General features: G+C 64.3%; 15 protein-coding genes. 14 read left to right on the plus strand and 1 reads right to left on the minus strand.

The window, feature by feature from the left end; all coding sequences use genetic code 11:
* Window positions 1–56 precede the first annotated feature (56 nt).
* The 4 genes from KVT38_RS03685 (at window position 57) to KVT38_RS03700 (ending at window position 8,056) form a co-directional block, all read left to right on the plus strand.
* A complete protein-coding gene (locus KVT38_RS03685; protein ID WP_254638956.1) occupies window positions 57–4,739 on the plus strand; it encodes a X2-like carbohydrate binding domain-containing protein in 4,683 nt (1,560 codons plus the stop codon).
* 83 nt (window positions 4,740–4,822) lie between these two features.
* Window positions 4,823–5,584, plus strand: a complete 762-nt coding sequence (locus KVT38_RS03690; RefSeq protein ID WP_217592343.1) for an SDR family NAD(P)-dependent oxidoreductase — start codon at window positions 4,823–4,825, stop codon at window positions 5,582–5,584.
* A gap of 42 nt (window positions 5,585–5,626) precedes the next feature.
* Window positions 5,627–6,724, plus strand: coding sequence for a mandelate racemase/muconate lactonizing enzyme family protein (locus KVT38_RS03695; RefSeq protein ID WP_217592344.1), 1,098 nt, complete (start codon window positions 5,627–5,629; stop codon window positions 6,722–6,724).
* A 54-nt stretch (window positions 6,725–6,778) separates the two neighbouring features.
* On the plus strand, window positions 6,779–8,056 hold the full coding sequence (locus tag KVT38_RS03700) for an alpha-L-fucosidase (RefSeq protein ID WP_217592345.1): 1,278 nt from the start codon (window positions 6,779–6,781) through the stop codon (window positions 8,054–8,056).
* A 33-nt stretch (window positions 8,057–8,089) separates the two neighbouring features.
* On the opposite strand, the gene KVT38_RS03705 is transcribed toward KVT38_RS03700, so the two are convergent.
* Window positions 8,090–9,820: an Rqc2 family fibronectin-binding protein gene (locus KVT38_RS03705; RefSeq protein ID WP_217592346.1), complete on the minus strand. Its 1,731-nt coding sequence runs from the start codon at window positions 9,818–9,820 to the stop codon at window positions 8,090–8,092.
* 495 nt (window positions 9,821–10,315) lie between these two features.
* On the opposite strand from KVT38_RS03705, the gene KVT38_RS03710 reads away from it, so the two are divergent.
* From KVT38_RS03710 to priA, 10 genes are all read left to right on the plus strand, one after another.
* Complete coding sequence (locus KVT38_RS03710) at window positions 10,316–13,138, plus strand: calcium-translocating P-type ATPase, SERCA-type (protein WP_217592347.1); 2,823 nt, start codon at window positions 10,316–10,318, stop codon at window positions 13,136–13,138.
* Between the two features lie 236 nt (window positions 13,139–13,374).
* Window positions 13,375–14,406 (plus strand): ABC transporter substrate-binding protein, encoded by a 1,032-nt coding sequence (locus KVT38_RS03715; protein ID WP_217592348.1) that lies wholly within the window; start codon window positions 13,375–13,377, stop codon window positions 14,404–14,406.
* 86 nt (window positions 14,407–14,492) lie between these two features.
* Window positions 14,493–16,076 carry a helix-turn-helix domain-containing protein gene (locus tag KVT38_RS03720; protein ID WP_217592349.1) on the plus strand — a complete coding sequence of 528 codons (1,584 nt, stop codon included), beginning with the start codon at window positions 14,493–14,495 and terminating at the stop codon, window positions 16,074–16,076.
* A 166-nt stretch (window positions 16,077–16,242) separates the two neighbouring features.
* Window positions 16,243–17,073 carry a diaminopimelate epimerase gene (dapF, locus tag KVT38_RS03725; RefSeq protein WP_217592350.1) on the plus strand — a complete coding sequence of 277 codons (831 nt, stop codon included), beginning with the start codon at window positions 16,243–16,245 and terminating at the stop codon, window positions 17,071–17,073.
* 209 nt (window positions 17,074–17,282) lie between these two features.
* On the plus strand, window positions 17,283–19,196 hold the full coding sequence (locus KVT38_RS03730; protein WP_217592351.1) for a bifunctional homocysteine S-methyltransferase/methylenetetrahydrofolate reductase: 1,914 nt from the start codon (window positions 17,283–17,285) through the stop codon (window positions 19,194–19,196).
* Between the two features lie 167 nt (window positions 19,197–19,363).
* Complete coding sequence (remA, locus tag KVT38_RS03735) at window positions 19,364–19,624, plus strand: extracellular matrix/biofilm regulator RemA (protein WP_027084220.1); 261 nt, start codon at window positions 19,364–19,366, stop codon at window positions 19,622–19,624.
* 13 nt (window positions 19,625–19,637) lie between these two features.
* Window positions 19,638–20,273, plus strand: coding sequence for a guanylate kinase (gmk, locus tag KVT38_RS03740; protein WP_217592352.1), 636 nt, complete (start codon window positions 19,638–19,640; stop codon window positions 20,271–20,273).
* Between the two features lie 4 nt (window positions 20,274–20,277).
* Window positions 20,278–20,517: a DNA-directed RNA polymerase subunit omega gene (rpoZ, locus tag KVT38_RS03745; RefSeq protein WP_217592353.1), complete on the plus strand. Its 240-nt coding sequence runs from the start codon at window positions 20,278–20,280 to the stop codon at window positions 20,515–20,517.
* A gap of 61 nt (window positions 20,518–20,578) precedes the next feature.
* Window positions 20,579–21,847, plus strand: coding sequence for a bifunctional phosphopantothenoylcysteine decarboxylase/phosphopantothenate--cysteine ligase CoaBC (gene coaBC / locus KVT38_RS03750; protein ID WP_217592354.1), 1,269 nt, complete (start codon window positions 20,579–20,581; stop codon window positions 21,845–21,847).
* Complete coding sequence (priA, locus tag KVT38_RS03755; protein ID WP_217592355.1) at window positions 21,844–24,354, plus strand: primosomal protein N'; 2,511 nt, start codon at window positions 21,844–21,846, stop codon at window positions 24,352–24,354. The genes coaBC and priA overlap by 4 nt, the downstream gene beginning before the upstream one ends.
* Window positions 24,355–24,359: the final 5 nt, after the last annotated feature.

The raw sequence follows: 24,359 nt of genomic DNA on the forward strand, positions 1-24,359 counted from the left end.
GCAAGGTGGACGCCGGTTCATGAAGAATGATTTCATTCGATAAGGGGCTGATCCGTTTGCATCGATTGTTGAAGAAAAAAAGTCTCGTCTTGCTGCTCGTCGTCGCGCTCTTCGCGCAGCTCGGCCTCGTCGCGCCGGGCGCGAACCGGGCTGCCGCAGCTAACAAAGAGCTGGCGCAGAAGCCGTACATGGGCTGGAGCAGCTACAGCATGCAGGTGTACGACGGTCCGTCCGGCAACTGGACGTCGGCGGCGAAGATCAAGCAAATGTCCGACGCGATGCACGAAAAGCTCCAATCGCACGGCTACAACTATATCAATATCGACGCGGGCTGGAACGGCGGCATGGACGAATACGCCCGGCCGATTCCGAGCGAGACGCTGTATCCGGACGGCTTTCAGGACGTCATCGATTATGTCCACGCCAACGGGCAGAAGATCGGCATTTACCTGATTCCCGGCCTGTCGCCCGATGCCTACAAAGCCAACCTGCCGATCTACGGCACGGAAAGCTGCCATATTCGGGATATCACAAAGCAGCCCATTCAGTATGCGGATTATTGGAACATCGGCTACAAGATCGACTTTCAAACGAATCCCGGCTGCGCGCAGGCTTACATCGATTCGATCGCCGATCTGCTTGGCTCCTGGGGCATCGACTTCGTCAAGTTCGTCAGCGTGACGCCGGGCTCCGGCCACAATGATACGACGATCGACGCGCGCGACGACGTAGCCGCCTGGTCCAAGGCGCTCGCCCGTCACAATATTTGGTTCGAGCTGTCCTGGGCGCTCGATCACAACTACGCGGACGCATGGAAAAAGTACGCCAACGGCTGGCGCGTCAACTGGGACGTCGAGTCCTACGACCCGAAGGTCGGCCTGACGCAGTGGGCGAACATCGCCCGCCTGTTCCCGGACGCCGCGATCTGGTGGCGCGACGCGGGTCCCCGCACCGGCTGGAACGACTTCGACTCCCTGAACGTCGGCAACGGCGCGATGGACGGCCTGACCAAGGACGAGCGCCAGACGGCGATGACGTTCTGGTCCGTATCGGCCGCGCCGCTGTATACGGGCAACGACCTGACTCGCCTCGACAGCTTCGGTCTCCAGCTGCTGACGAACGACGAGGTGATCGCCGTCAATCAGGCGGGCCGTCCGGCGCATCCGGTATCGACCGCGACAAGCCAGCAGGTGTGGTATGCGAACAACGGAGACGGTACCTATAACGTCGCGGTGTTCAATCTTGGCACAAAAGCCGAATCGATCACGGTCAATTGGCGGGATATCGGGCTGGACGGTCCGGCATCGGTCCGCGACCTGTGGAGCCACAGCGAGCTCGGCACGTTCGAGAAGGGCTACACGGCGGAAAGCGTCGATCCGCATGCGTCGCGTCTGTTTAAAGTAACGGCGAAGAGCGGCATGTCGTTCGTGAACGACGACGACACCGGCTTCGTCTATGACGGCGAATGGACGCGCAACGGCGGCAAGGAAGTGTCGGCCGAGTCGCAGGACCTGACGGTGAACGTCGGCGCGGCGGCGCCGGGGTTTGCGCCGGATGCCCTTCAGGAAGCCGATCTCGTTCAAGTTCAACAGACAAACGTACTGACGTTGGCCGCCGCGGATCATTATTACGTAGTGAATGACGACGATACGGACGTTAAGTACATTGGAGGCTGGAACGACAGCGACAATCGTGGCTTCGGCGATTATTCGAACGACGTCCACTGGACGGAAGGGAACGGCAATGCGTTTCAGTTGACTTTTAAAGGTACGGGCATCGACTATATTACCGAAAAAGAAGGCTCTCAGGGCTATGTCGACATTTACCTCGACGACGCGCTCCAGGGCACGGCGGATACGCACGACGGCGGCGGACGTTCGGTGCAGCAGACCGTCTACCGGGTCGAAGGGCTTGACGGCGAGACCCATACGCTGAAAGGCGTGAAGCAGTCCGGCGGCTATGCGTTGCTGGATGCGCTCAAGGTGCATGTCGACCATCTGATCGACCCGGCGGCAGCCGCATTCGACTCGGAGCATCCGGCTGATATTGCGACCGCGCTGAAGGTGGACGCCCGCTACTTGAACGGCGTGACGCTGAACGACAGCGCGCTCGCAAGTCCCGCGGACTACACGATCGCAAACGGTACGGTCACGGTGAAAAAGGACGCCTTCGCGGGACTTGCCGCCGGCGATGCGACGCTCGCCTTCTCCTTCGCTGGCGGCGATTCGGAGACGAAGACAGTCACGATCAGCGGGCAGAGCAGCGCGATCAACCCGAAGACGGCTTCCTTTGACAAGAAGCCCGCGAACCAAGCCGACGTTTCCGCGACGCTGACGCTGAACGGCAACACGCTTGTCGGCATCGCGAACGGAGACAAGGCGTTGGCGGCGGACACGGATTATACGGTCGACGGCGCGACGGTTAAGATAACAAAGTCGTATCTGGCCACGCTGCCTGTCGGCACCGCGCAGCTCGCGTTCTCGTTCAGCGGGGGCGCGGCGCAGACGCTGACGATCAATGTGACCGACACGCCCGGCCTTCGGTACGTGCTCGTGAACAACAGCGATGCGGGCATCGCGTACAGCGGCTCCTGGAACAACAACGGCGGCCGCCCGTACGGCGACTATCAGGGCGACGTGCAGTTTACGGAAAACAACGGCGATTCGTTCACATACGTCTTCTCGGGCACGGGCATCGGAATCGTCACCGAGCTGGACAACTCCCAAGGCGATATGGAAGTGTATTTGGACGGCCAGCTCGTCTCGACGGTCGATACGCGGAGCGCGGTCCGCAAGGGCTTCCAGACCGTGTACAGCGTATCGGGGCTGCCGAACGGCCAGCATACGCTGAAGGGCGTCAAGAAAAACGGCCAATTCATGCTGCTGGACGCGCTTCGGATCGAAAAACCGAGCCTGCTCGGCGAGGAGGCGGTCGGATTCGATCCGGCGCAGCCGGCGGACGCGAAGGTGACCCTGCTTCGCGACAGCGGCAGCCTGATCGACGTCAAGAACGGAACCCAAACGCTGGCGGCAGGAACGGATTATATCGTGGACGGCAATGCGGTCACGATTCGCGCTTCCTATCTGGCATCGCTGCCGTCCGGCGCGACGACGCTCACGTTCGGCTTTAAGGGAGATGCGTTCAGCGACATCCACTTTACGACAAAAAACGGCGATTCCTACAGTTACACGTTTAAAGGAACGGGCTTCGCGCTGAACATGCCGACCGGCCCGTCGCAAGGCGACTTCGACGTCTACGTGGACGGGGAAGCCAGAGGTACGGGCAGCGCCTATAGCGACACGCTCAAGCTGCAGCAGAACGTATTCCACCTGGATGGACTTGCGAACGGCACGCATACGGTGAAGGTCGTTAAAAAATCCGGCGAGCTGCTGCTTGCGGACGGCCTGGCTTATAATACGGTGTCCGGCGCGGACGTCGTGCCGCAAAATCCGTCCGGCCCCGCCCCGCAAACGCCTGCGCCTGAAAAGGTTCAAGGCAGCGTGGAAGGCACTGCCGGCAGCGGCGCGATCTCCGTCGACGTCAGCCGTATGACGCTTGGCGATGGCACGAAGCGGGACGAATTGACGCTGGCGGGCGCGTCGGTCAAGGATGCGATCGCCAAGCAGGCTGCAGCTGGCGCCAAGTCGATTACGCTTGCCATTTCCGACGCGAGGGACGAAGTATCCGAGACAAAAGTGACGGTGCCGACGGACATCGCGAAGCAACTCGCGGACGGCAAGCTTGACCTGGCTCTTGCGATCGGCGGCTCTAAAATCGTTATTCCGGCTTCGTCGCTTGGCGCGGCGGGCACGGATCTTGTCTTTACGATCAAGCCGCTCAAGAGCGAGGCCGACCGGACGGGCGCGCAAAGCCGCGCGAACGCGTCGAGCGTCGTCAAGGCCGCGTACGGCGGAGAGGCGGCCGTCATCGGGCGCCCGCTGTCGATCGACACGAATGGGCAGGGACATGACGTCGATGTCGTGCTGCCGCTCGGCGAAGCCGCCGGCGCAGGCGCGGATAGGCTGGGCGTCTACGTCGAGCACAGCGACGGTTCGACCGAGTTGAAGCGCGGCGAGATCGTCGACCTGGGAAGCGGCAAAGGATTGAAAATTACCGTGAACAAGTTCAGCACGTTCACCCTGCTGAAGCTGGGCGACCGGCCGGCAGCATCGCATCAGGCTTATATTCAAGGCTTTGCGGACGGCACGTTCAGGCCCGGGGTGGCGCTGACGCGGGCGCAAATCGCAACGATCGTGGCGAGGCTTGCCGCAGGCACGGCTGGCACGGCGGGCGCAAATGATACGCAAGCCAAGAGCTACGGCGACGTGTCCGCCAGCCACTGGGCCGCGGCCGACATCGCCGCCGTCACCAAGCTCGGACTGATGAACGGCTACGCGGACGGCTTGTTCCGCCCGGATCAGGCGGTCACGCGCGCCGAGATGACGGCGCTGGCCGCGAAGCTCGCGCAGCCTTCCGGCACGCCGGGCGCCGGCTTCAAAGACACGGCCGGCAGCTGGGCCGAAGCGGCGATCAAGCAGGCGCAGGGATCGGGCTGGATCGGCGGCTACGCGGACGGCACGTTCCGTCCCGGTCAGGCGCTGACGCGCGCCGAAGCGGTCACGCTGCTGAACCGCGTGCTGGGCCGCGCGCCTGCGCAAGCGGGCGGCGTCTCCAAATGGTCCGACGTGCCCGCGGGGCACTGGGCGCTGGCCGATCTGCTCGAAGCTGCGGCAGATTGACGGATTCGATGTGAGCGGACAGGTTCGGGCTCTTCCGATATGGAGGAGTCCCGCTGTCTAAAGGAAAGGAGAGGAAAGACGCGATGGTTCTAAACGACAAGGTTTGCCTGATTACGGGCGGCGCTTCGGGGATCGGCGAGGTGTCCGCCCGCCGCTTCGCGGCAGAAGGCGCGGTCGTCGCGGTTGTCGATATCGACGCCGAAGGCGGGCGCCGTGTCGCGGACGCAATAGCGGCCGAAGGCGGGAGAGCCTGCGCCGTGCGCGCGGACGTCTCGTCGGAAGCGGATGTCGCAAGCACCGTGGCGGAGCTGTTGCGGAGTCACGGCAGGATCGACGTGCTGCTCAACAACGCGGCGGCGATATTGCCCAAGCCGCTCGAACAGGTGAGCGAGGAGGAGTGGACGCGCGTCATCGCCATCAACCTGAAAAGCGTGTACCTGACGATCAAGCATACGATCCCGGCGCTGCGCCGCTCGAAGGGCAACATCGTGAATATGGCTTCGCTGAACGGCCTCGTCGGCCAGAAGCAAAACGCCGTCTATGCATCCACGAAGGGGGCGGTTATCGCCATGACGAAGTCGCTGGCGCTCGATTACGCGCCTGACGGCGTCCGCGTGAACTGCCTGTGCCCCGCCGGCGTCATGACGCCGCTGCTCGAGCAATGGCGGCTGCGGCAGCCGGATCCGGAGGCGACGACCCGGCTGCTTGCCGACATGCATCCGCTCGGGCGGCCCGCTACGTCGGAGGAGATCGCGGACGCAGCCTTATACCTCGCCTCGGACGGCGCGAGGTTCATTACGGGCGTCGCGCTGCCCGTAGACGGCGGAGCCTCGCTCGGCTATTAAGGCTAATGCACTCAAGGCACTTTTGAATCCAGGAGGATACCGATGAAAATCACGAAAGCCGAAAGCTTTATTTTGCACGTGCCGATCACGCCGCCCATCACGGACGCCATCAACGTCGCGACGCACTGGGGCGTCACAGGCGTCTGCATCGAGACCGACGAAGGCATCGTCGGCTACGGCTATACCGGAACGACCGCCAAGGGCGACGAGATGATCGCGGATACGATCGACCGCTATTACGCGCCGGCGCTCATCGGCAAGGATCCTTTTATGGTCAGGCGCATCTGGGACGATCTGCGCTTCGGGCCGATGCACTGGATCGGACGCGCGGGCATCGCGCATATGGCGCTCGCGGCCGTGGACGTCGCGCTGTGGGACATCATGTCCAAGGCGGCAGGCAAACCGCTCTGGCAGTATCTCGGCGGGCACAAGCCGGACAAGATCAAGGCGTACAATACGAATGGCGGTTGGCTCAACTGGAGCAAGGAGCGGCTGATCGCGGACATGACGGCGATGCTGGAGCAGGGCTTCACGGCGGTGAAAATGAAGGTGGGCAAGCCGGACCCGCGCGAGGACTTCGACCGGGTGCAGGCGGTCCGCAAGGCGATCGGCGACGAGGCCGGACTCATGATCGACGTCAATCAGCAATGGAACATCACGACGGCGATGACCTGGGGCAAAAAGCTGGAGCAGTTCGACCTGATCTGGCTCGAGGAGCCGCTCAATCCCGACGACATCCCGGGTCACCGCAAGCTCGCCGACGAACTTAACGTGCCGATCGCGCTCGGCGAGCATGTGTACAACAAATACGCGTTCCGCGATTATATCTCGCAGGGCGCCGTCGAGTACGTGCAGGTGGACGTGACGCGGGTCGCCGGCGTGACCGAGTGGCTGCAGGTGGCCGGCCTGGCCGCCGCGTACGATCTACCGGTCTGTCCGCACGTCGGGGACATGGGACAGATTCACCAGCATCTTGTGGCGGCGACGCCGAACGCGATCATGCTCGAATACATTCCGTGGATTCGGCATATTTTCGAGGAGCCGATCGAGGTGGCGAACGGATTTTACAAGCTGCCCGAGCTGCCCGGCGCGTCCACGACGATCTTGCCGCGTTATTTTGAGGAGTATCGCGTTAAATAAGCGGCCGCGGAGCGGAAGCTCTCGCGTCGCCGCATCGGGAGGAGCGACTTGGGCATGAGAGCATTGCACCCGGAAGCGCAGTGGTTCGACGAAGCGAGATTCGGCCTTTTTATCCACTGGGGACCTTATTCTTTGAGGGAGATCGAGGCGTCGTGGCCGCTCCTCGACAAGAGCGACCAGGCGATCGGCGTCGAAGCCTACGAGGCGCTGGCGGACGAATTCAATCCTGAGCGCTACGATCCGAAGGCTTGGGCGCGCGCGGCGAAGGAGGCGGGAGCCAAGTACGTCGTGCTGACCGCCAAGCATCATGACGGGTTTTGCCTGTTCGACACGAAGACGACCGATTACAACGCCGCGCGGCGGGGACCGAAGCGCGATCTGATCGGACCTTATGTTGACGCGATGCGGGAAGAAGGACTTAAAGTCGGCCTCTACTTCACGACGATCGACTGGCACGATCCGGACTTTGCGACGATTCCGATCGCGTCCTGGCTGCAGTCGCCGAAGCCCAACGTTTACGATCCGCTGCGTTGGTGGTCGTTTCATCAACGCTTCGTCGAGCAGCTGCGGGAGCTGCTGACGGGCTACGGGCGGATCGACCTGATCTGGTTCGACGTGCCGGGGTTCGGCGCGGACCGCTGGCGCAGCCACGAGGTGAAGCGGATGATGCTGAACCTGCAGCCGCATCTCGTCGTCAACGACCGGCTGCCGGACGCAGGCGATTACGAGACACCCGAGCAATTCGTGCCGCTGCATCCGCCGGACGAGTGGTGGGAGACGTGTTTGACGATGAACCATCAATGGGCGTACCATTCCGACCCCGATACGTACAAGCCGCCGGTGGCGCTGCTCGACACGCTGCTCGAGGTCGCGAGCAAGGGCGGCAATCTGCTCCTGAATGTCGGCCCGCGTCCGGACGGCACCTGGCCTGAGCCGGCGCTCGCGCGGCTGGAAGCGATCGGCGCCTGGCTGCGGCATTCCGGCGAGAGCGTTTACGGCACGCAAAGAACGCCGGCGCATTTTCCTCCGGCGTTTTACGGTCCGACGACCGTCAAGGGGAACACAGTGTACTTGCACGTCAGGGATATTCCCCGTTTCCGGCTGGAGCTGCGCGAGATGGGCGGCCGGGTTCGGAACGTCAGGCTGGTTAAGACCGGCGAGCCGCTCCATTACCGGACGGAAGTCGTCAGCGGGTTCTCGGGCGGTGTCGACGGGCATCACAGTGTCAGTCGGCTCTCGATCGACCTGCCCGCCGCGCTGCTGGATGAATGGAATACGGTCGTGGCGGTCGAATTCGAGGACCGTCCGGTATGGCCGGCCAAGGGCCGCTGAATCCCTAACCGGACGATCAGGGCGCGGAGGCGCTTAAGCCTTTTTGACGACGCTGGCGAGATTGCGCACGAGCGACTCGTCCGGCGTGATGAACAGCGTCTTCTGTCCTTCGTAGATGACGAAGCCCGGCTTCGCGCCGCTCGGCTTGCGAACGAGACGAATCTTCGTATAGTCGACCGGCACGAGGCTCGATTCCTTGCCCTTGCTGTAGTACGCGGCCAGCATGGCGGCTTCCTTCAGCGTCTGCTCGCCGTAGTCGACGGCGCGGATGAGCACGTGCGAGCCGGGCATGTCCTTCGTATGCAGCCAGGTATCGTTCGCCTGTCCCAGCCGGTTGGTCACGTAGTCGTTTTGCGTATTGTTTTTGCCTACATAGATCGGCACGCCCTCGCTGGACGTATAGCAGAGGATGGCGGGCCGGTCGTTTTTCTTTTTGCCCCGGTCGCCTTTGCGGCTGCCGCGCGCGCGAATGTAGCCCTGCTCCGTCAGCTCCGCGCGGATCTCCTCGATGTCAGCCGGCGTGGCCGTGTCGAGCCCTTGCAGCACCGATTCGAGATAGGCGATCTCGCGCTCGGTCTCTTCGATCTGCTCGGTGACGACGTCGCGGCTGTTTTTCATTTTCGTATATTTGCGAAAATAGCGCTGGGCGTTCTCGTTCGGCGTCAGCAGCGGGTCCAGCTGCACGCGGACCGTCGGCTGATCCTCCTCGTAATAATCGGTCACCTCGACCTGCTTGTCCCCTTTGCTCATCGCGTACAATTGCGCGGTCAGCAGCTCGCCGAGCCGGCGGTACTTGTCCGCGCCTGCCGCTTCCTCGAGCGTTTGACGGAGCTTCTCGAGCTTTTTGACGTTTTTGGCCGTCTCGTTCTGCAGCAGCCGGGTCAGATCGACGGTCCGCTGCCGGACGAGATCGCGCTCGGCTTTGTCGATATAGTACGTCTCCAGGCAAGCGTGCATGGAATCGCAGCTTTTAGGCTCGCCGTGCACATGTGTCAGCGGCAGCGCGTGGAACTGGGTCCGGCCGGACGGTTCTTCGACGATCGCCGGCGCGTAGCGATGAGCCGCGGCGTCGGCCATCAGCGCGACGAAGGCGGCCGGGATGTCGGCTTCGCGGCCGCCGGCGCGGAAGACGATCTCCTTGGCGAGCAGCGGGCTGAGTCCTGTGAACGCTTCGACCAAGGCGCCTGCGGGCTGGGAGCCGGCCGCTCGGGTCAGCGCGGCCGCCGCGTCGGCAGCGGTCGCTTCGAGCGGATTGCGCTTGTCCTGGGCGGGCGGGGCCACGTACTTGACGCCGGGCAGCACGACCCGGTAGCTGCTGATGGCGGGCGTCACGTGCCGGATGCTGTCGTGGACGATGCCGGTCGCCGGATCGAGCAGCACCAGGTTGCTGTGGCGGCCCATGATCTCGAGGACGAGCCGCTTGAGCGACAGATCGCCGAGCTCGTCCCGGTGGCGGACGTCGATCTCCACGATCCGCTCGGCGCCAAGCTGGCGCACCGCTTCGATGATGCCGCCTTCGCAGTGCTTGCGCAGAAGCATGCAGAACATCGGCGGCTCCTGGGGGTTGGCCCAAGGCTGCTCCGTATAATGAAGCCGCGGCATAGACGGATGCGCGGACAGCAGCAGCTTGCGGCCGAAGCCTTGGCCGCGGATATGCAGGACGACCTCGTTTTCGGTCGGTTGATAGATTTTGGCGATGCGGGCGCCGACGATCTCCTCCAGCTCGTGGACGAGCGCGCGCACGACGATGCCGTCGAGTGACATAAAGGCATGACTCCTGACCGGTGCGAATTTCGGAATTTCCGTTCCTTTATGATGCCACAGATGGTCTCAAAGGGAAAGGCGGCGGACAGTGTGATGACCGATTGTGGGGGGGGGAGGAGCGCAATGGAGAAGGGGGTACGCGCATTTGCACCTTATCACGGGTCCCTCGAGCATATGAAGGCGTCAGATAAGGTCGTTTGGACCTTATCGCGCTCGCTTTGAGCCTTCTCGGCGTCAAGATAAGGTCGTTTGGGCATCATCGCACGCTCTTTGAGCCTTCTCGGCCTAGCGATAAGCTCATTTGGAACTTATCTTGGCCGCCGCGAGCCGGACATGCGTCGCGATAAGCGCATTCGCGCCCTATCTCGTTCGCTCTGCCGATTGCGCACATAAAGCGGCGGACAAGGGGATATTTCCGGGCTTGTTCGAATAGACATAACCTAGTAGGCTGTCCGGCTTCGTCCGGAGGGCGATATCCGGGAGGAGGAACCCGTCGTGGAAGGGAAGGCCTGGCATCAGCTAAGCGAAGACGAGCTAGCCGTATTGCTCCAGACGAACACGAAGGAAGGGCTGGCGCCGAGCGCCGCGCAGGAGAGGCTGGCGGGACACGGGAAAAACGAGCTGGCGGAGAAGCGCAGGGAGTCTCCGATCAAGCTGCTGCTCAATCAATTCAAAGACTTCATGGTGCTCGTGCTGGCCGGGGCGACGGTCGTGTCGGGGCTGCTCGGCGAGATGCTGGACGCGCTCACGATCATCGCCATCATCGTGCTGAACGGCCTGCTCGGCTTCTACCAGGAGTTCCGGGCGGAGCGTTCGCTCAGGGCGCTTAAGGAGCTGTCCGCACCCCACGCCAAGGTCATACGCGGCGGCAGCCTCCAAGTGGTCCCCGCCAGCGAGCTCGTGCCCGGCGACCTCGTCGTGCTTGAGAGCGGAGACCGGGTGCCTGCGGACCTTCGGCTCGTGCAGAGCAGCCAGTGCACGATCGAGGAGGCCGCGCTCACCGGGGAGTCCGTGCCGGCGGCCAAGCAGTCCATGCCGCTCTATGCCGCCGAGCTCCCGCTCGGCGACCGTAAAAACTGCGCCTATCTCGGCACGATGGTGACGCGCGGCACCGCCCGCGGCATCGTCGTTCGAACCGGCATGGGCACCGAGATGGGCAAGATCGCCGACCTGATCCAGCAGACGGACGAAGCCGAGACGCCGCTGCAGCATCGGCTGGAGCAGCTCGGCAAGATCCTGATCGTCGTCGCACTGGCGCTCACCGTGCTCGTCGTCGTCGCCGGCGTGCTGCACGGCCAGCCGCTCTACGGCATGTTCCTGGCCGGCGTCAGCCTCGCCGTCGCGGCCATTCCGGAAGGGCTGCCCGCTATCGTCACGATCGCGCTCGCGCTCGGCGTGCAGCGCATGATCCGGCGCAAGGCGATCGTCCGCAAGCTGCCATCGGTCGAGACGCTCGGCTGCGCGTCCGTCATTTGCTCCGACAAGACCGGCACGCTCACGCAGAACAAGATGACGGTCACGAAGGTTTGGACCGGCGGCAGGGACATCGACGTCACGGGCGAAGGCTACGGGCCGGCAGGCCAGCTGCTCGAACGCGGGAACGCAGTCGACGTGAAGGGAGACGCCTCGTTGCGCAGGCTTATTCAGGTCGCTGCGCTGTGCAACAACGCCGAGCTGGCCAAAGCCGACCGCGGGCCCGATCAACGGGGCCGGAAGGCGGAGCGCAGCGAGGAGGAAACGCCGGAGGAGGCCGACTGGCAGGTCAAAGGGGACCCGACGGAAGGGGCGCTGCTGGCGCTTGCGGCCAAGTCGGGATTGCCCAGAACCTCGCTCGAAGCGCTGTACCCGCGCGTGAAGGAGTTCCCATTCGACGCCGACCGCAAGCGGATGTCGGTGCTCGTGTCGCACCAAGGCGGTCGCCTCGTCTGCACGAAGGGCGCGCCGGACTTGCTGATCGACCGCTGCGCTTACGTTTTGTGGGACGGGAAGGTCGTGCCGTTCACCGGGACGCTTCGTCAAAAGGTATTGCGCGCAAACGAAGCGATGGCGAACGAAGCGCTGCGCGTGCTCGGGTTCGCGTACCGCGACGCCAAGAGCGGCGAAAACTGCGAGTCCGAGGAAGAGGCGGAGGAGGGGCTCGTCTTCGTCGGCCTCGGCGGCATGATCGATCCGCCGCGCCGCGAGGTGCACGACGCGATCGTCAAGTGCAAGGCGGCCGGCATCAAAGCCGTGATGATCACCGGCGATCACCAGATGACCGCCGAGGCGATCGCGCGCACTTTGGGCATTTTGCCTCGCGACGGCAAATCCGTCAGCGGCGCGGAGCTGGCGGGCATGACCGACGATCAGCTCGACAAAATTTCGGACGACGTCTACGTCTACGCCCGGGTATCGCCGGAGCACAAGCTGCGCATCGTGCAGTCGCTGCAGCGCCGCGGCCACGTCGTCGCCATGACCGGCGACGGAGTGAACGACGCGCCTGCCGTCAAGGCGGCGGACATCGGCATCGCGATGGGCATTACCGGCACCGACGTGACCAAGGAAGCCTCGGCGCTCGTCCTCGCCGACGACAACTTCTCGTCCATCGTCGCGGCGGTCGAAGAGGGCCGGGGCATCTACGAAAATATCCGCAAGTTCATCCGCTATTTGCTGGCTTCGAACGTCGGCGAGATTCTCGTCATGTTTTTCGCGATGATGGCTGCGCTGCCGCTGCCGCTCATCCCGATCCAGATTTTGTGGGTCAATCTGGTTACCGACGGGCTGCCCGCGATGGCGCTCGGCGTCGACCAAGCCGAGAGCGACCTGATGCGGCACAAGCCGAGGTCGGCCAAGGAAAACATTTTCGCGCGGCGTCTCGGCTGGAAAATCATCAGCCGCGGCGTGCTGATCGGCGCCTGCACGCTGGCCGCGTTCGTCCTTGCCCTCGGCGGCCGGGACGCGGATGCCGCAACGCTCGTCCACGCGCAGAGCGTCGCGTTCGCCACGCTCGTCATGGCGCAGCTGATCCACGTGTTCGACTGCCGGAGCTCGCGCTCCATTTTCCACCGCCGTTTTTTCGAAAACAAGTTTCTCGTGCTCGCAGTGCTCTCTTCTCTGCTGCTCCTGCTCGCCGTCCTGTACTTCGAGCCGCTGCAGCCGATCTTCAAGACCGTCCCGCTTAACCTTCGCGACTGGGCGCTCGTGTTCGTGGCCGCCGGCATTCCGACCTTCGCGATGGGCATCGGCAGCGTGTGGGGATCGTCCCGCCGCCGTCGCAACGGCGGTCGCATCTCGTACGGCGGCCGCGGCGCAGGTCCGGTCAAGACGGTCGCCCGTTGATTCGCGTACTCCGCCGATCCGCCAGCTTAATCGTTCCGCTATCGTTGCCGTCCCGTTCATTCGTCGTATGGTCAGCCTGCCCCGACCGTGCCGTTCTGGCACGAGGGGCGGGCTTTTCTCATTTTGTCCATCCGCCGCTGTCGAAATGTCCATTGTCCGCCGACCGGGCATGCTGTAGACTGATTCCGACTCATATGAGAATGATTATCATTCATAGTGAAGGGGATCTGTCGGAAATGAAAACAAAGAAATGGACCATGGCGCTGCTTGGCGTCGGATTAATGCTTGGCTCCGCACTCACCGCTTGCGGAGATAACGGGAAGAATGCCGGCTCCGGCGCATCGTCCGCTTCGTCTGCTGCCGCATCGCCTTCTGCGTCGGTCGCGCCTTCCGCCGCCGCATCGACCGCCGCCGCTCCGTCGGCCGCGATAGCCGCCACGCGGTCGTACACGGACGCGGTAGGCCGCCAGGTTGAGATACCCGTCAAGCCCGAGAAGCTGATCGCGCACTATTTTGCCTCCGAGATGGTCGCGCTCGGCCAGCCGATGCTCGGCACCAATTATGTCAACGCCAAGCAATCGCTCTCAGAGGAGCAGCTCGCGGGCATCGCCGACGTCGGCGGTGCGGATCTCGTGCCGAACGCCGAGAAGCTGATCGCGCTGGCGCCCGATCTGATCGTGGTGCCGGACTTCGTCGAGAAGGGCGATCTGGATCAGTTGAACAAAATCGCGCCGACGGTCGCCGTCGCATACGGCACGGACGAGTTCGCGCGCCTGCGGGCGCTCGGCGAGCTGGTCGGACGCGCCGACGCGGCCGATGCCTGGATCGCCGCCTACGAGGACAAGGCCGCCAAGACACGGGACAAATTAAAGGGCGCCATCGGCGAAGGGGAGACCGCGACGGCTTTCATCTTGTATGGAGACAAAAAGCTGTACGTATACGGACCGGCTCGCGTCGGCGTCACCTTGTACGGTTCGCTCGGCTTCGTCATGCCGAAGTCCGTCGGGGACGCCTTCGCGGGCGGATCGGAGCTGTGGAAGGAAATCTCGATCGAAAAGCTGCCGGACTATGCCGGCGACCGCATCCTGCTCGTCCAGTCCGAAGGGAGCGAAGATACGCTGCAGGCGCTGAAGGACAGCCCTGTGTGGAGCACGCTGCCCGCGGTCAAGGCGGGCCATGCCTACGTCGTCCCCTCGCGCTGGGGCCTGAACGACCCGCTTACGCTGGACTGGCAGCTGGACGAGGCGGCGAAGCTGCTCGCGCCTTAAGCCGAGTTTGCGTAGCTGGGGACAAACGGCATCGTGCCTGTTATAATTGATTGATAATAATTATCAATTAAAATGGAGTGCGCGTTATGTCCTTCATCTTTCGGACGGGCCGCGAAGGCGGTCCGGCGCCTGCTGCCGTGCTGGCGCATATCGGCGAGAGGGCCATCGACGGCGAGGTGGCGGTGCCCGCATCGCCGGAGCTGAGGCTGCTGGCCATCGTCCGCGGAAGCGGGCGGTATCTTGCGGAAAACGAAGCCGGCACGCTGTCGCCGGGCGATTGCCTGCTTGCCGCGCCCGGCGCGGAAGTCGCGCTCCGCGCGGCCGAAGGGGACGGCCTGCGGGGATTCGAGCTGCGCTTCGCGCTCGCTTCTCCGACGGAAGAGGGCCCTTGGCCGGAACCGCGACGTGTGGCCAGATCGAGCGGCGGCGGAGTCTGGGCAGGGCTTAGGCGCGCGCTGTCCGACTGGCATTCGTCCGACCCGCTCGACCGAATGCAGGCCGGCATCGCCTGCCAGCAAGTGCTGCTGGAGGCGCTGCGCGCCGTCGGACCGCTTGACGAAGGCGACGGCGCTGCGCTGCGGCAAGCCATGGCATCGATGGAGCGGTCGTTCGGGGAGCCGGTCGATCTGGACGCGCTGGCCGGTCGATCGGGGCTTAGCCGCTGGCAGTTCGGCGTCAGGTTCAGGGCGCTGACAGGCCGCAGTCCGTCCGCTTATCTCGCGGATCTGCGCATCAGCCATGCCAAGCGGCTCATGCTGGAGACGCGGCTGCGCGTCCGGGATATCGCGCAGCGCTCCGGCTACCGGGACGAATATTACTTCAGCCGGGCTTTCAAGCGCGCGACGGGCGTCGCGCCGAGCGACTACCGCCTGCGCATGGCCGACAGTCCCCGGGTGTACGCCATTCAGTACACGGGCGAGCTCTTGGCGCTCGGAATCAAGCCCATTGCTTCGAACCCCGAGGTACTGCCGCTGTTCGGCGACGCCGCGCAGGGCGTGGACGCCGTGGAGAGTCCCCCGGATCCGCGGCGTCTATCCTCGCTTAAGCCCGACCTGATCGTGTTTCCCAGCTACCTGACGTCCTCGCAGTCGGCCGGGCTCGGCAGCGTCGCCCCGGCCTTCGAATTCGCCTGGGACGAGGATGTGTACACGAGGCTTCGCCGGATGGGAGATCTGCTGGGCAGAAGAGAGGCGGCCGAACGCTGGATCTCGGACTACGAAGCAAAGGCGAGGGAAGCGCGAGGCCGTCTGGGAGAAGCTGTACGCGCGGGCCGTACGGCGACGGCCTTCGTTTATCATCACGGCGGTCTGTACGTGTATCTCGACCGGCATTTCGGCCATACGCTGTACCGAGGACTCGGCTATGAAGCGCCGGAGCCCATTCGCGCGCTTATCGCGCGGACTAAGGCGGCGAACTGGGTACGCGTCGCGCTGGAGGACATGCCTCGCTATGCGGGAGACCTTGTCTGCCTCGCATTGCCCGATGGCGGCGGATTGTCGGAGGAGGCCTCCGGGCGGTTTATTTTGCGCACGCCGCACTGGAACGGCCTGAACGCGGTCGCGGAGGGACGCGCCTACGTGGTGAACGACTCCTGGGGGAACTACAATCCGATTACGCTGGAAAGCCACCTGGGCGAGATGGAGCGTCTGCTCGGGAACGGCGGCGTGTAGCGGATGGCGGCGATTCGCGAGCAGGCTTGCCGGCCGCGGCATTCGATGCGGAAAAGTACAAACTAATTTGCGAATCCTGTATGCGCAGCGAACTCGCGTTGCGGTATGATAGGGACACGGAAGGACAGGTCCGATCACGAACTTCATATCAGGAGGGCATACCCCTATGCAATTTACGAAAATGCACGGCCTCGGCAACGACTTCATCGTGGTGCACGGCGAATCCGCGCTTCCGGCCGACGCGGCCGAGCGCGCGGTCAAGCTTTGCAACCGGTACTTCGGCATCGGCGCCGACGGTCTCGTCTACATCCTGCCTTCGGAGCGCGCGGATTTTAAAATGCGCATCATCAACTCGGACGGCTCGGAAGCCGAGCAATGCGGCAATGCGATCCGCTGCGTCGCCAAGTACGTCTACGACAATCGTCTGATCGACCGCGAATCGATCACGATCGAGACGCTGGGCGCCGGCGTGCAGCCCGTCCAGCTCGAAGTCGAGGGCGGTCTCGTCCGCCGCGTCCGCGTCGATATGGGCGAGCCGATCCTGAACGGCCTCGACGTGCCGACGACGATCGACGCCAATCCCGTCATCGGGCAATCGGTCGTCGTCGACGGCCGCGAGTTCAAGTTCACCGCGGTCTCGATGGGCAATCCGCACGCGGTCATCTACGTCGACGACGCCGTCGGCTTCGATCTGGCGACCTGGGGACCGAAGCTGGAGACGCATCCGCTGTTCCCGCGCAAGATCAACGTCGAATTCGCGAAGGTCAATTCGGCCGAGCAAGTCGACATGCGCGTCTGGGAACGCGGCGCGGGCCCGACGCTCGCCTGCGGCACCGGCGCCTGCGCGACGCTCGTCTCGTCCGTGCTGAACGGGCTGACCGGTCGCTCGGCGACGATCTCGCTCGCCGGCGGGGACCTGTTCATCGAGTGGAACGAGGACAACAATCGCGTATACATGACCGGTCCGGCCGAAGCGGTATACGCCGGCACGGTCTGAAGAAGACGCTGAGGCGAATAGGTCGCCTGCACCCGCTTCGCTTATCGGGAACCCGGACTCGTCCGGGTTCTTTCTATATATTTAGGCGGTTTAGCGGCGGCAGGAGCTTGCTGCGGCGCGACTGCCATTTTCGTGGGGGAAGAAGTATGCTACATTAATAGAACGATTGCACGCATATCATTTATGACATAGATAGGATGGGAAGCCTCTTGAAACCGGATTTTCGCACAGCGCTGAGCCAGCGGCCGCTCGTCGGCGACGGGGCGATGGGAACCTACCTCTACCAGCTCGGTTTCCCGATCGGCGTCGCGTTCGAAGAATACAATCTGATCAAGCCGGAGATGATCCTCGAGGTTCATCGCCGCTACGCGGCCGCCGGCGCCGAAGTTCTCGAGACCAATACGTTCGCCGCGCAGCACGGCAACCTGGTCCGGTTCGGCCTCGAAAAGCGGACCGCCGACATCAACGCGGCCGGCGTCGCGCTCGCGCGCCAGGCCGGCGGCGAGTCGGCCTACGTGCTCGGCGCGGTCGGCGCGATCCGGGCCGGCCAGCGCAAAAACGCGCGGACGGCGGAGATCACCCGCGACTACGAGGAGCAGATCGGCGCGCTCGTCGGCGCCGGCGCCGACGGCATCTTGCTCGAGACGTTTTTCGAACTCGACGAGCTGATGCTGGCGCTGCGCGTCGCGCGGAAGCTCGGCGATCTGCCGGTCGTCTGCCAGTTCGCCGTGGACGATCCCGCGGTGACGCGCGACGGCGTGCCGATGGGCGAGGCGCTGCGCCGGCTGAGGGACGAAGGGGCCGACGTCGTCGGCTTCAACTGCCGCAGCGGTCCGAACGGCATCCTCCGGGCCGTGCAGAACATCCCGCTCGATCTCGGGCTGCCGCTCAGCGCCTTCCCGAACGCCGGCCTGCCGGATTATGAGGACGGCAAGGTCGTCTATTCCGCCTCTCCGGCCTACTTCGGCGAGAACGCCCGGACGTTCGCGGACAACGGCGTCCGCCTGATCGGCGGGTGTTGCGGGACGACGCCCGAGCATATCGCCGAGATCGCTGCGGCCTTGCGCGGCTACGCGCCGAACGAGACGGAATCGTCGCGCCCGGCGACGGCCGCCGAGGTTCGCGTCGCGCCGTCCCGTCAGCCGTCCGAAGCGGCGGTCGGCGGCGGCAAAGAGCCGGCCAACATCGTACAGCTCGTCCGGGAGCGGCACACTGTCATCGTCGAGCTCGATCCGCCGAAGGATCTGGACATCGGCCGCTTCATGGACGGCGCCGCGGCGCTCCGGGATGCCGGCGCCGACGCGCTGACGATGGCTGACAATTCGCTTGCGGTCACGCGTATGAGCAACATGGCGCTCGGCGCGCTCGTGCAGGAGCGGGTCGGGATCCGGCCGCTCGTACACATCGCGTGCCGCGACCGCAATCTGATCGGCACGCAATCGCTCATGATGGGCTTCGACGCGCTCGGCATCGACCATGTGCTGGCCGTGACCGGCGACCCGGCGAAGTTCGGGGACCTGCCCGGCTCGAGCTCGGTATACGATCTGACCTCGTTCGAGATCATCAAGATGATCAAGCAGCTGAACGAAGGCGTCGCCTTCTCCGGCCGCGCGCTCAAGCAGAAGGCAAAGTTCGTCATCGGCGCGGCGTTTAACCCGAACGTCAAGCATCTGGACAAGGCGGTGCAGCGGCTCGAAAAGAAAGTGGCTGCCGGCGCGGACTACATCATGACGCAGCCGGTGTACGATCCCGAGCTGATCGAGCGCATCGCCGAGGCGACCAGGCATATCGGCGTTCCGATCTTTCTCGGCATCTTCCCGCTGGCGAGCGGTCGCAACGCCGAGTATCTGCACAACGAGGTGCCCGGCATCCAATTGTCCGACGCCGTGCGCGAGCGGATGCGCGGCCTTGAGGGCGCCGAGGGGAAGGCGGAGGGGATTGCGGTCGCCAAGGAGCTGCTCGACGCGGCGATGAAGCATTTTAACGGCATCTATCTGATGACGCCGTTCCTGCATTACGAGATGACGGTCGAATTGACGCGGTACGTCAAGGAGAAAAGCGGCATTCATGCCGACAATTGCGGCTGCGCCTCTTGTCCGACCAACGATTATCAAGTAAAATGAATCAATATGGCCTGCCGCGGTCGACGAATTTTAACATGACGAACGCGGACGGTGCCAAGCGTATTCCATCGATTGCGGTATGCGGAAGCGCTGCAGTGGCAACAATGGTGCCTATCCGGCGCCATCCGGCCGCTGCCAGCAAGACATGGACCGGAGGGAATAGTGGCATGGCGATTAAGCTCATCAACATCGGATTCGGCAATATTGTATCGGCGAATCGGATCATCTCCATCGTGAGTCCCGAGTCCGCGCCGATCAAGCGGATCATTCAAGAAGCGCGCGACCGGCATATGCTGATCGACGCGACGTACGGCCGCCGCACGCGTGCCGTCATTATTACGGACAGCGATCATGTGATACTGTCCGCGGTCCAGCCGGAGACGGTGGCGCATCGCCTGTCCACCAAAGACGACGAACATGACGAATGAATCGGGGAAGTCCATGAACAGAGGTTTGCTGATCGTATTGTCCGGTCCGTCGGGCGTCGGGAAGGGCACGGTCTGCGCGGCGCTGCGCCGCAAGCTGCCGGACCTGACCTATTCCGTGTCGGCGACGACGCGGGCTCCGCGGGCCGGCGAGATCGACGGGGTCAATTATTTTTTCAAGACGCGCGAGCAGTTCATGGATATGATCGAACGCGACGCGCTGCTCGAGCACGCCGAGTACGTAGGCAACTACTACGGCACCCCGCGCGACTTCGTGGAGAAGACGCTGTCCGAGGGCAAGGACATCATCCTTGAGATTGAGGTTCAGGGCGCCGTCAAGGTTCGGGAGAAGTTTCCCGAGGGCGTCCTCGTCTTCCTGCTGCCCCCGTCGCTGCAGCAGCTGAAGGACCGGCTGACGGGCCGCGGCACGGAGACCCAGGCAACCATCGATCACCGCCTGTCCGTCGCGGTCGAGGAGATGAATCTGCTCGAGCATTACGATTATGCGGTCGTCAACGACGAGATCGACGCGGCTTGCCGCCGCATCGAGAGCATCATGATCGCCGAGCATTGCAAGCGCGAGCGCTTCCTGCACGAGCTGTTCGTCGAGCTTGAGGGCTTGCGCGAAAAGCAGAACATACCGGAGAGGTGATTAGATGCTATACCCATCGATCGACGAGCTCGTCCGCAAGGTGGACAGCAAATACACATTGGTCGTCGCGGCTTCCAAGCGCGCGCGGTCGCTGCGCGAAGGCGAGAACAGCAAGCTGCACGCCCCCAAGTCCCACAAGGTCGTAGGCGTCGCGCTCGAAGAGATTTTCAAGGATTACATTACCGTAGAAGCGATCTCCGAAGAGGAATTGGCTGCGGAACAGAACGAAGCAGAAGAAGCATAAAAAGCTGCAAACAACCCTTCGAGGTTGTTTTTTTTTCAGAATCGCGAGGGAGGGGCGCTATATGAATCATTCGCTTGCGGGAAAAACGATCATCCTCGGCATCACGGGCGGCATCGCGGCGTACAAGGCGGCCACGCTGTGCAGCCGTCTCGTCGGGCTCGGCGCGAACGTGCGCGTCATCATGACCGAGGGGGCGACGAAGTTCATCGCGCCGCTGACGCTCCAGACGCTGTCGCGGCATCCGGTGGCGACGGATGTGTTCGACGAGCGCGATGCCGCAGTCGTGCAGCATATCGACTGGGCGGACGCGGCCGATCTGGTCGTGGCCGCTCCCGCGACCGCGAACAGCATCGCGAAGCTTGCGCACGGCATCGCCGACGACATGCTGAGCACGCCGCTGCTCGCGACGACGGCGCCGGTCCTGATCGCGCCCGCGATGAACGTGCACATGCTGGCGCATCCGGCCGTGCAGGACAATCTGGACACGCTCGCGCGCCGCGGCGTTCGGTTCGTCGAGTCCGGCACCGGGCAGCTCGCCTGCGGTTATGTCGGCAAGGGCAGGCTGGCCGAGCCGGACGAGATCGTGCAGGTCGTGGCCGAGTTGCTCGCAGGACCGAAGCCGCTTGCCGGCAAACGGGTGCTCATCACCGCCGGTGGCACGATCGAGCGGCTCGACCCGGTCCGCTACATCACGAACGATTCGTCCGGCAAGATGGGCTTCGCGCTCGCCGAGGAGGCCCGCGCGCTTGGCGCGGAAGTAACCGTCGTCTGGGCGCGTACGGAGCTCGAACCGCCGCCCGGCGCCGAAGTCGTGCGCGTCGAGTCTGCGCAGGAGATGTACGACGCCGTCATGGCGCGGCTGCCGGCCATGGACGTCGTCATTAAGGCGGCGGCGGTCGCGGACTACCGGCCGGTGCAGCGCGAGAAGGTCAAGATGAAAAAGGGACCGGACAAGCTGACGCTCGAGCTCGTCCGCAACCCCGATATTTTGCAGGCGATTGGTGATTGGAAGCATGAAGGGGGCGGCGCAGGCCGGGACAAGCCTTATATTATCGGGTTTGCCGCGGAGACGGGCGACGTCGAACGCTACGCGCTGGACAAGCTGCGCCGCAAGCGCTGCGACTTGATCGCCGCCAACAACGTATCCGAGGCAGGCGCGGGATTCGGCACGGATACGAACATCCTTAGCTTGTACGGTGCCGAAGGCCTCGTCGAATCGCTGCCGCTGCAGTCCAAGCGCGAGGCGGCCGGCCGCATCTGGCGAATCGCGCTTGCGCGCGCGCCCGGTCTGCGCGCCGGCGACGGCGAAGATGGAGGCCCGCGGGCATGAGCGTCGCCAGAGTCAGCGTAGACGTGCCGACGCGCGATGCGGACCGGCCGTTCGACTACGCGGTGCCCGCGCATCTCGAAGGCTGGGTCGAGGTCGGGAGCCGAGTGGCGGTGCCTTTCGGCGGCCGAACGCTGCAGGGCATCGTGCTGGCGCTGCCGGAGGATTCGGAGGTCGACCGCCGGCGGCTGAAGCCGATCGCCGACGTGCTCGACGCCGTGCCGCCCTTGTCGCCCGAGCTCGTGGAGCTCGGCATCTGGATGAGCGAACGCTGGCTGTGCCCGCTCACCGTCGCGCTCCAGGCGATGCTGCCCGCCGCGCTTAAGGGCAAGGCCGAGAAGTATATCTCGGCTGCGCCGAACGCGGAGTGGTCGCCTTTGGACCGCTTCGAGCAGCCCGAGCTGTTCGAGGCGCTGGAGCGGCACGGCACGCTGAAGCTGTCGCAGCTGCTTCAGCAGCATCCCGAGCGCGGCGCGGCCGTCAAGCGCTGGCTCGCGGAGGGCAAGCTGGAGGAGCGGCAGCAGGTCGAGGACCGACTGTCGGTCAAGACCGTGCTGACGGTCGTTCCGCCGTCCGAAGCCGAGCTGCGCAGCGCGCTGCTCGAGCTGCCGAACCGGGCGGCCAAGCAGCGCGAGGTGCTTGCGTATTTGCTCGCGAACCGCGAGCCGATCGCCCAGCAGGCGCTGGCCGAAGCTGCGGGTACGACGACGGCGGTCATCCGCAGCCTCGCGGACAAGGGGCTGATCGGGCTCGAGCAGGTGACGGTGCAGCGCGATCCTTACGCCGGCCGCAGCTTCGAGCCTTCGGCTCCGCTCCCGCTTACGCCGGCGCAGCAGCAGGCGTTCGCGCCGATCGCCGACGCCGTGGACCGCGAGGCGCACCGGGTATTTCTGCTGCACGGGGTGACCGGCAGCGGCAAGACCGAGCTATACTTGCAATCGATCGAGAAGGCGCTGCGACAGGGACGCGAAGCGATCGTGCTCGTGCCGGAGATTGCGCTCACGCCGCAGATGGTGGAGCGGTTCAAAAGCCGCTTCGGCGCGCAGGTGGCGGTGCTGCACAGCCGGCTGTCGAGCGGCGAGCGGTACGACGAGTGGCGTAAAATCCGCGAGGGCAGAGCGACGGTGGCCGTCGGCGCGCGCTCCGCGATTTTCGCGCCCTTTTCCCGGCTCGGACTCATCATCATCGACGAGGAGCACGAGACGACCTACAAGCAGGAAGAGAGCCCGAAGTATCATGCGCGCGACGTCGCGGTGCGGCGCGGACAGCGTCACGGCGCGGCCGTCGTGCTCGGCTCGGCGACGCCGTCGCTTGAGACGTACGGCGCGGCGATCGAGATCGCGCCGGGCAGCGGCGGCCGCGGCGAGGAGGTCGTGCCCGCCTACGTGCCGCTGCCCGAACGGGTCGCGGACCGGCCGCTGCCGCGCGTCAGCATCATCGACATGCGGGAGGAGCTGCGGCTCGGCAACCGGGCGATGTTCAGCCGGGCGCTCGCGGACGCATTGCGAGAGCGGCTCGCGCGCGGCGAGCAGACGGTGCTGCTACTGAACCGCCGCGGCTACGCGACGTTTGTCATGTGCCGCTCCTGCGGATACACGGCTTCTTGTCCGCACTGCGACATCGCGCTGACCTACCACCGGGGTTCGCGCAACTTGCGCTGTCACTATTGCGGCTACTCCGAGCGCGAGCCCGAAGCCTGTCCCTCCTGCGCGAGCCCGCACATCCGCTTTTTCGGAACGGGCACGCAGAAAGTCGAGGAGGCGCTCGCCGCGACGTTTCCCGGCATCCGCGTCATCCGAATGGACGTCGATACGACGACGGAGAAAGGCTCGCACGAGCGCTGGCTGACGGAATTCCGCGAGCGCCGGGCGGACGTGCTGCTCGGTACGCAGATGGTCGCCAAAGGCCTGGATTTTCCGTACGTGACGCTCGTCGGCGTACTGGCCGCGGACGCCGCGCTGCGGTTGCCGGACTTCCGGGCGGCCGAGCGGACGTTCCAGCTGCTGACGCAGGTCGCCGGGCGCGCCGGCAGACACGAGCTTCCCGGGGAGGTCATCGTGCAGACGTACGAGCCCGAGCATGCCTCGATCTCGTCCGTCGAGCGGCACGATTACCGCGGCTTCTCGCATCAGGAACTCCGGCACCGCCGCGCGCTCGGTTATCCGCCTTACGGTCGGCTGCTCACGCTCACGCTGACGCATGAGCAGGTACCGCTGCTGCTGTCCATGGGGCAGACGTTCGCCGCCAAGATGCGCGAACGCGCGGCGGCCGCCGGCGTGAAGGCGGACGGCAGGCCCGGTCCCGGAGGGATCGCCGTCGAGGTGCTTGGCCCCGTGCCTTCTCCGATCGCGCGGCTTAAGGATCGCTACCGTTTTCAATGTATGATAAAATATCAAGGAAATCCCGACGTGCCCGGCTGGACGGCCGAAGTGCTGAAGGAACTGCAGGACGGCGCCAAGCGCCACGGCGTGCAGCTCGGCGTCGACGTCGATCCGCAGATGATGCTTTAACCGCG

This window comes from Cohnella sp. GbtcB17 (assembly GCF_019091135.1).
GTDB lineage: Bacteria > Bacillota > Bacilli > Paenibacillales > Paenibacillaceae > Cohnella.

What these genes read in the sequence shown, in the direction of transcription:
- KVT38_RS03700 (WP_217592345.1), top strand. Translation starts at nt 6,779, where the DNA reads ATGAGAGCATTGCACCCGGAAGCGCAGTGGTTCGACGAAGCGAGATTC.
- KVT38_RS03720 (WP_217592349.1), top strand. Translation starts at nt 14,493, where the DNA reads ATGTCCTTCATCTTTCGGACGGGCCGCGAAGGCGGTCCGGCGCCTGCT.
- KVT38_RS03715 (WP_217592348.1), top strand. Translation starts at nt 13,375, where the DNA reads ATGAAAACAAAGAAATGGACCATGGCGCTGCTTGGCGTCGGATTAATG.
- rpoZ (WP_217592353.1), top strand. Translation starts at nt 20,278, where the DNA reads ATGCTATACCCATCGATCGACGAGCTCGTCCGCAAGGTGGACAGCAAA.
- dapF (WP_217592350.1), top strand. Translation starts at nt 16,243, where the DNA reads ATGCAATTTACGAAAATGCACGGCCTCGGCAACGACTTCATCGTGGTG.
- KVT38_RS03705 (WP_217592346.1), bottom strand. Translation starts at nt 9,820, where the DNA reads ATGTCACTCGACGGCATCGTCGTGCGCGCGCTCGTCCACGAGCTGGAG.
- coaBC (WP_217592354.1), top strand. Translation starts at nt 20,579, where the DNA reads ATGAATCATTCGCTTGCGGGAAAAACGATCATCCTCGGCATCACGGGC.
- priA (WP_217592355.1), top strand. Translation starts at nt 21,844, where the DNA reads ATGAGCGTCGCCAGAGTCAGCGTAGACGTGCCGACGCGCGATGCGGAC.
- KVT38_RS03690 (WP_217592343.1), top strand. Translation starts at nt 4,823, where the DNA reads ATGGTTCTAAACGACAAGGTTTGCCTGATTACGGGCGGCGCTTCGGGG.
- remA (WP_027084220.1), top strand. Translation starts at nt 19,364, where the DNA reads ATGGCGATTAAGCTCATCAACATCGGATTCGGCAATATTGTATCGGCG.
- gmk (WP_217592352.1), top strand. Translation starts at nt 19,638, where the DNA reads ATGAACAGAGGTTTGCTGATCGTATTGTCCGGTCCGTCGGGCGTCGGG.
- KVT38_RS03695 (WP_217592344.1), top strand. Translation starts at nt 5,627, where the DNA reads ATGAAAATCACGAAAGCCGAAAGCTTTATTTTGCACGTGCCGATCACG.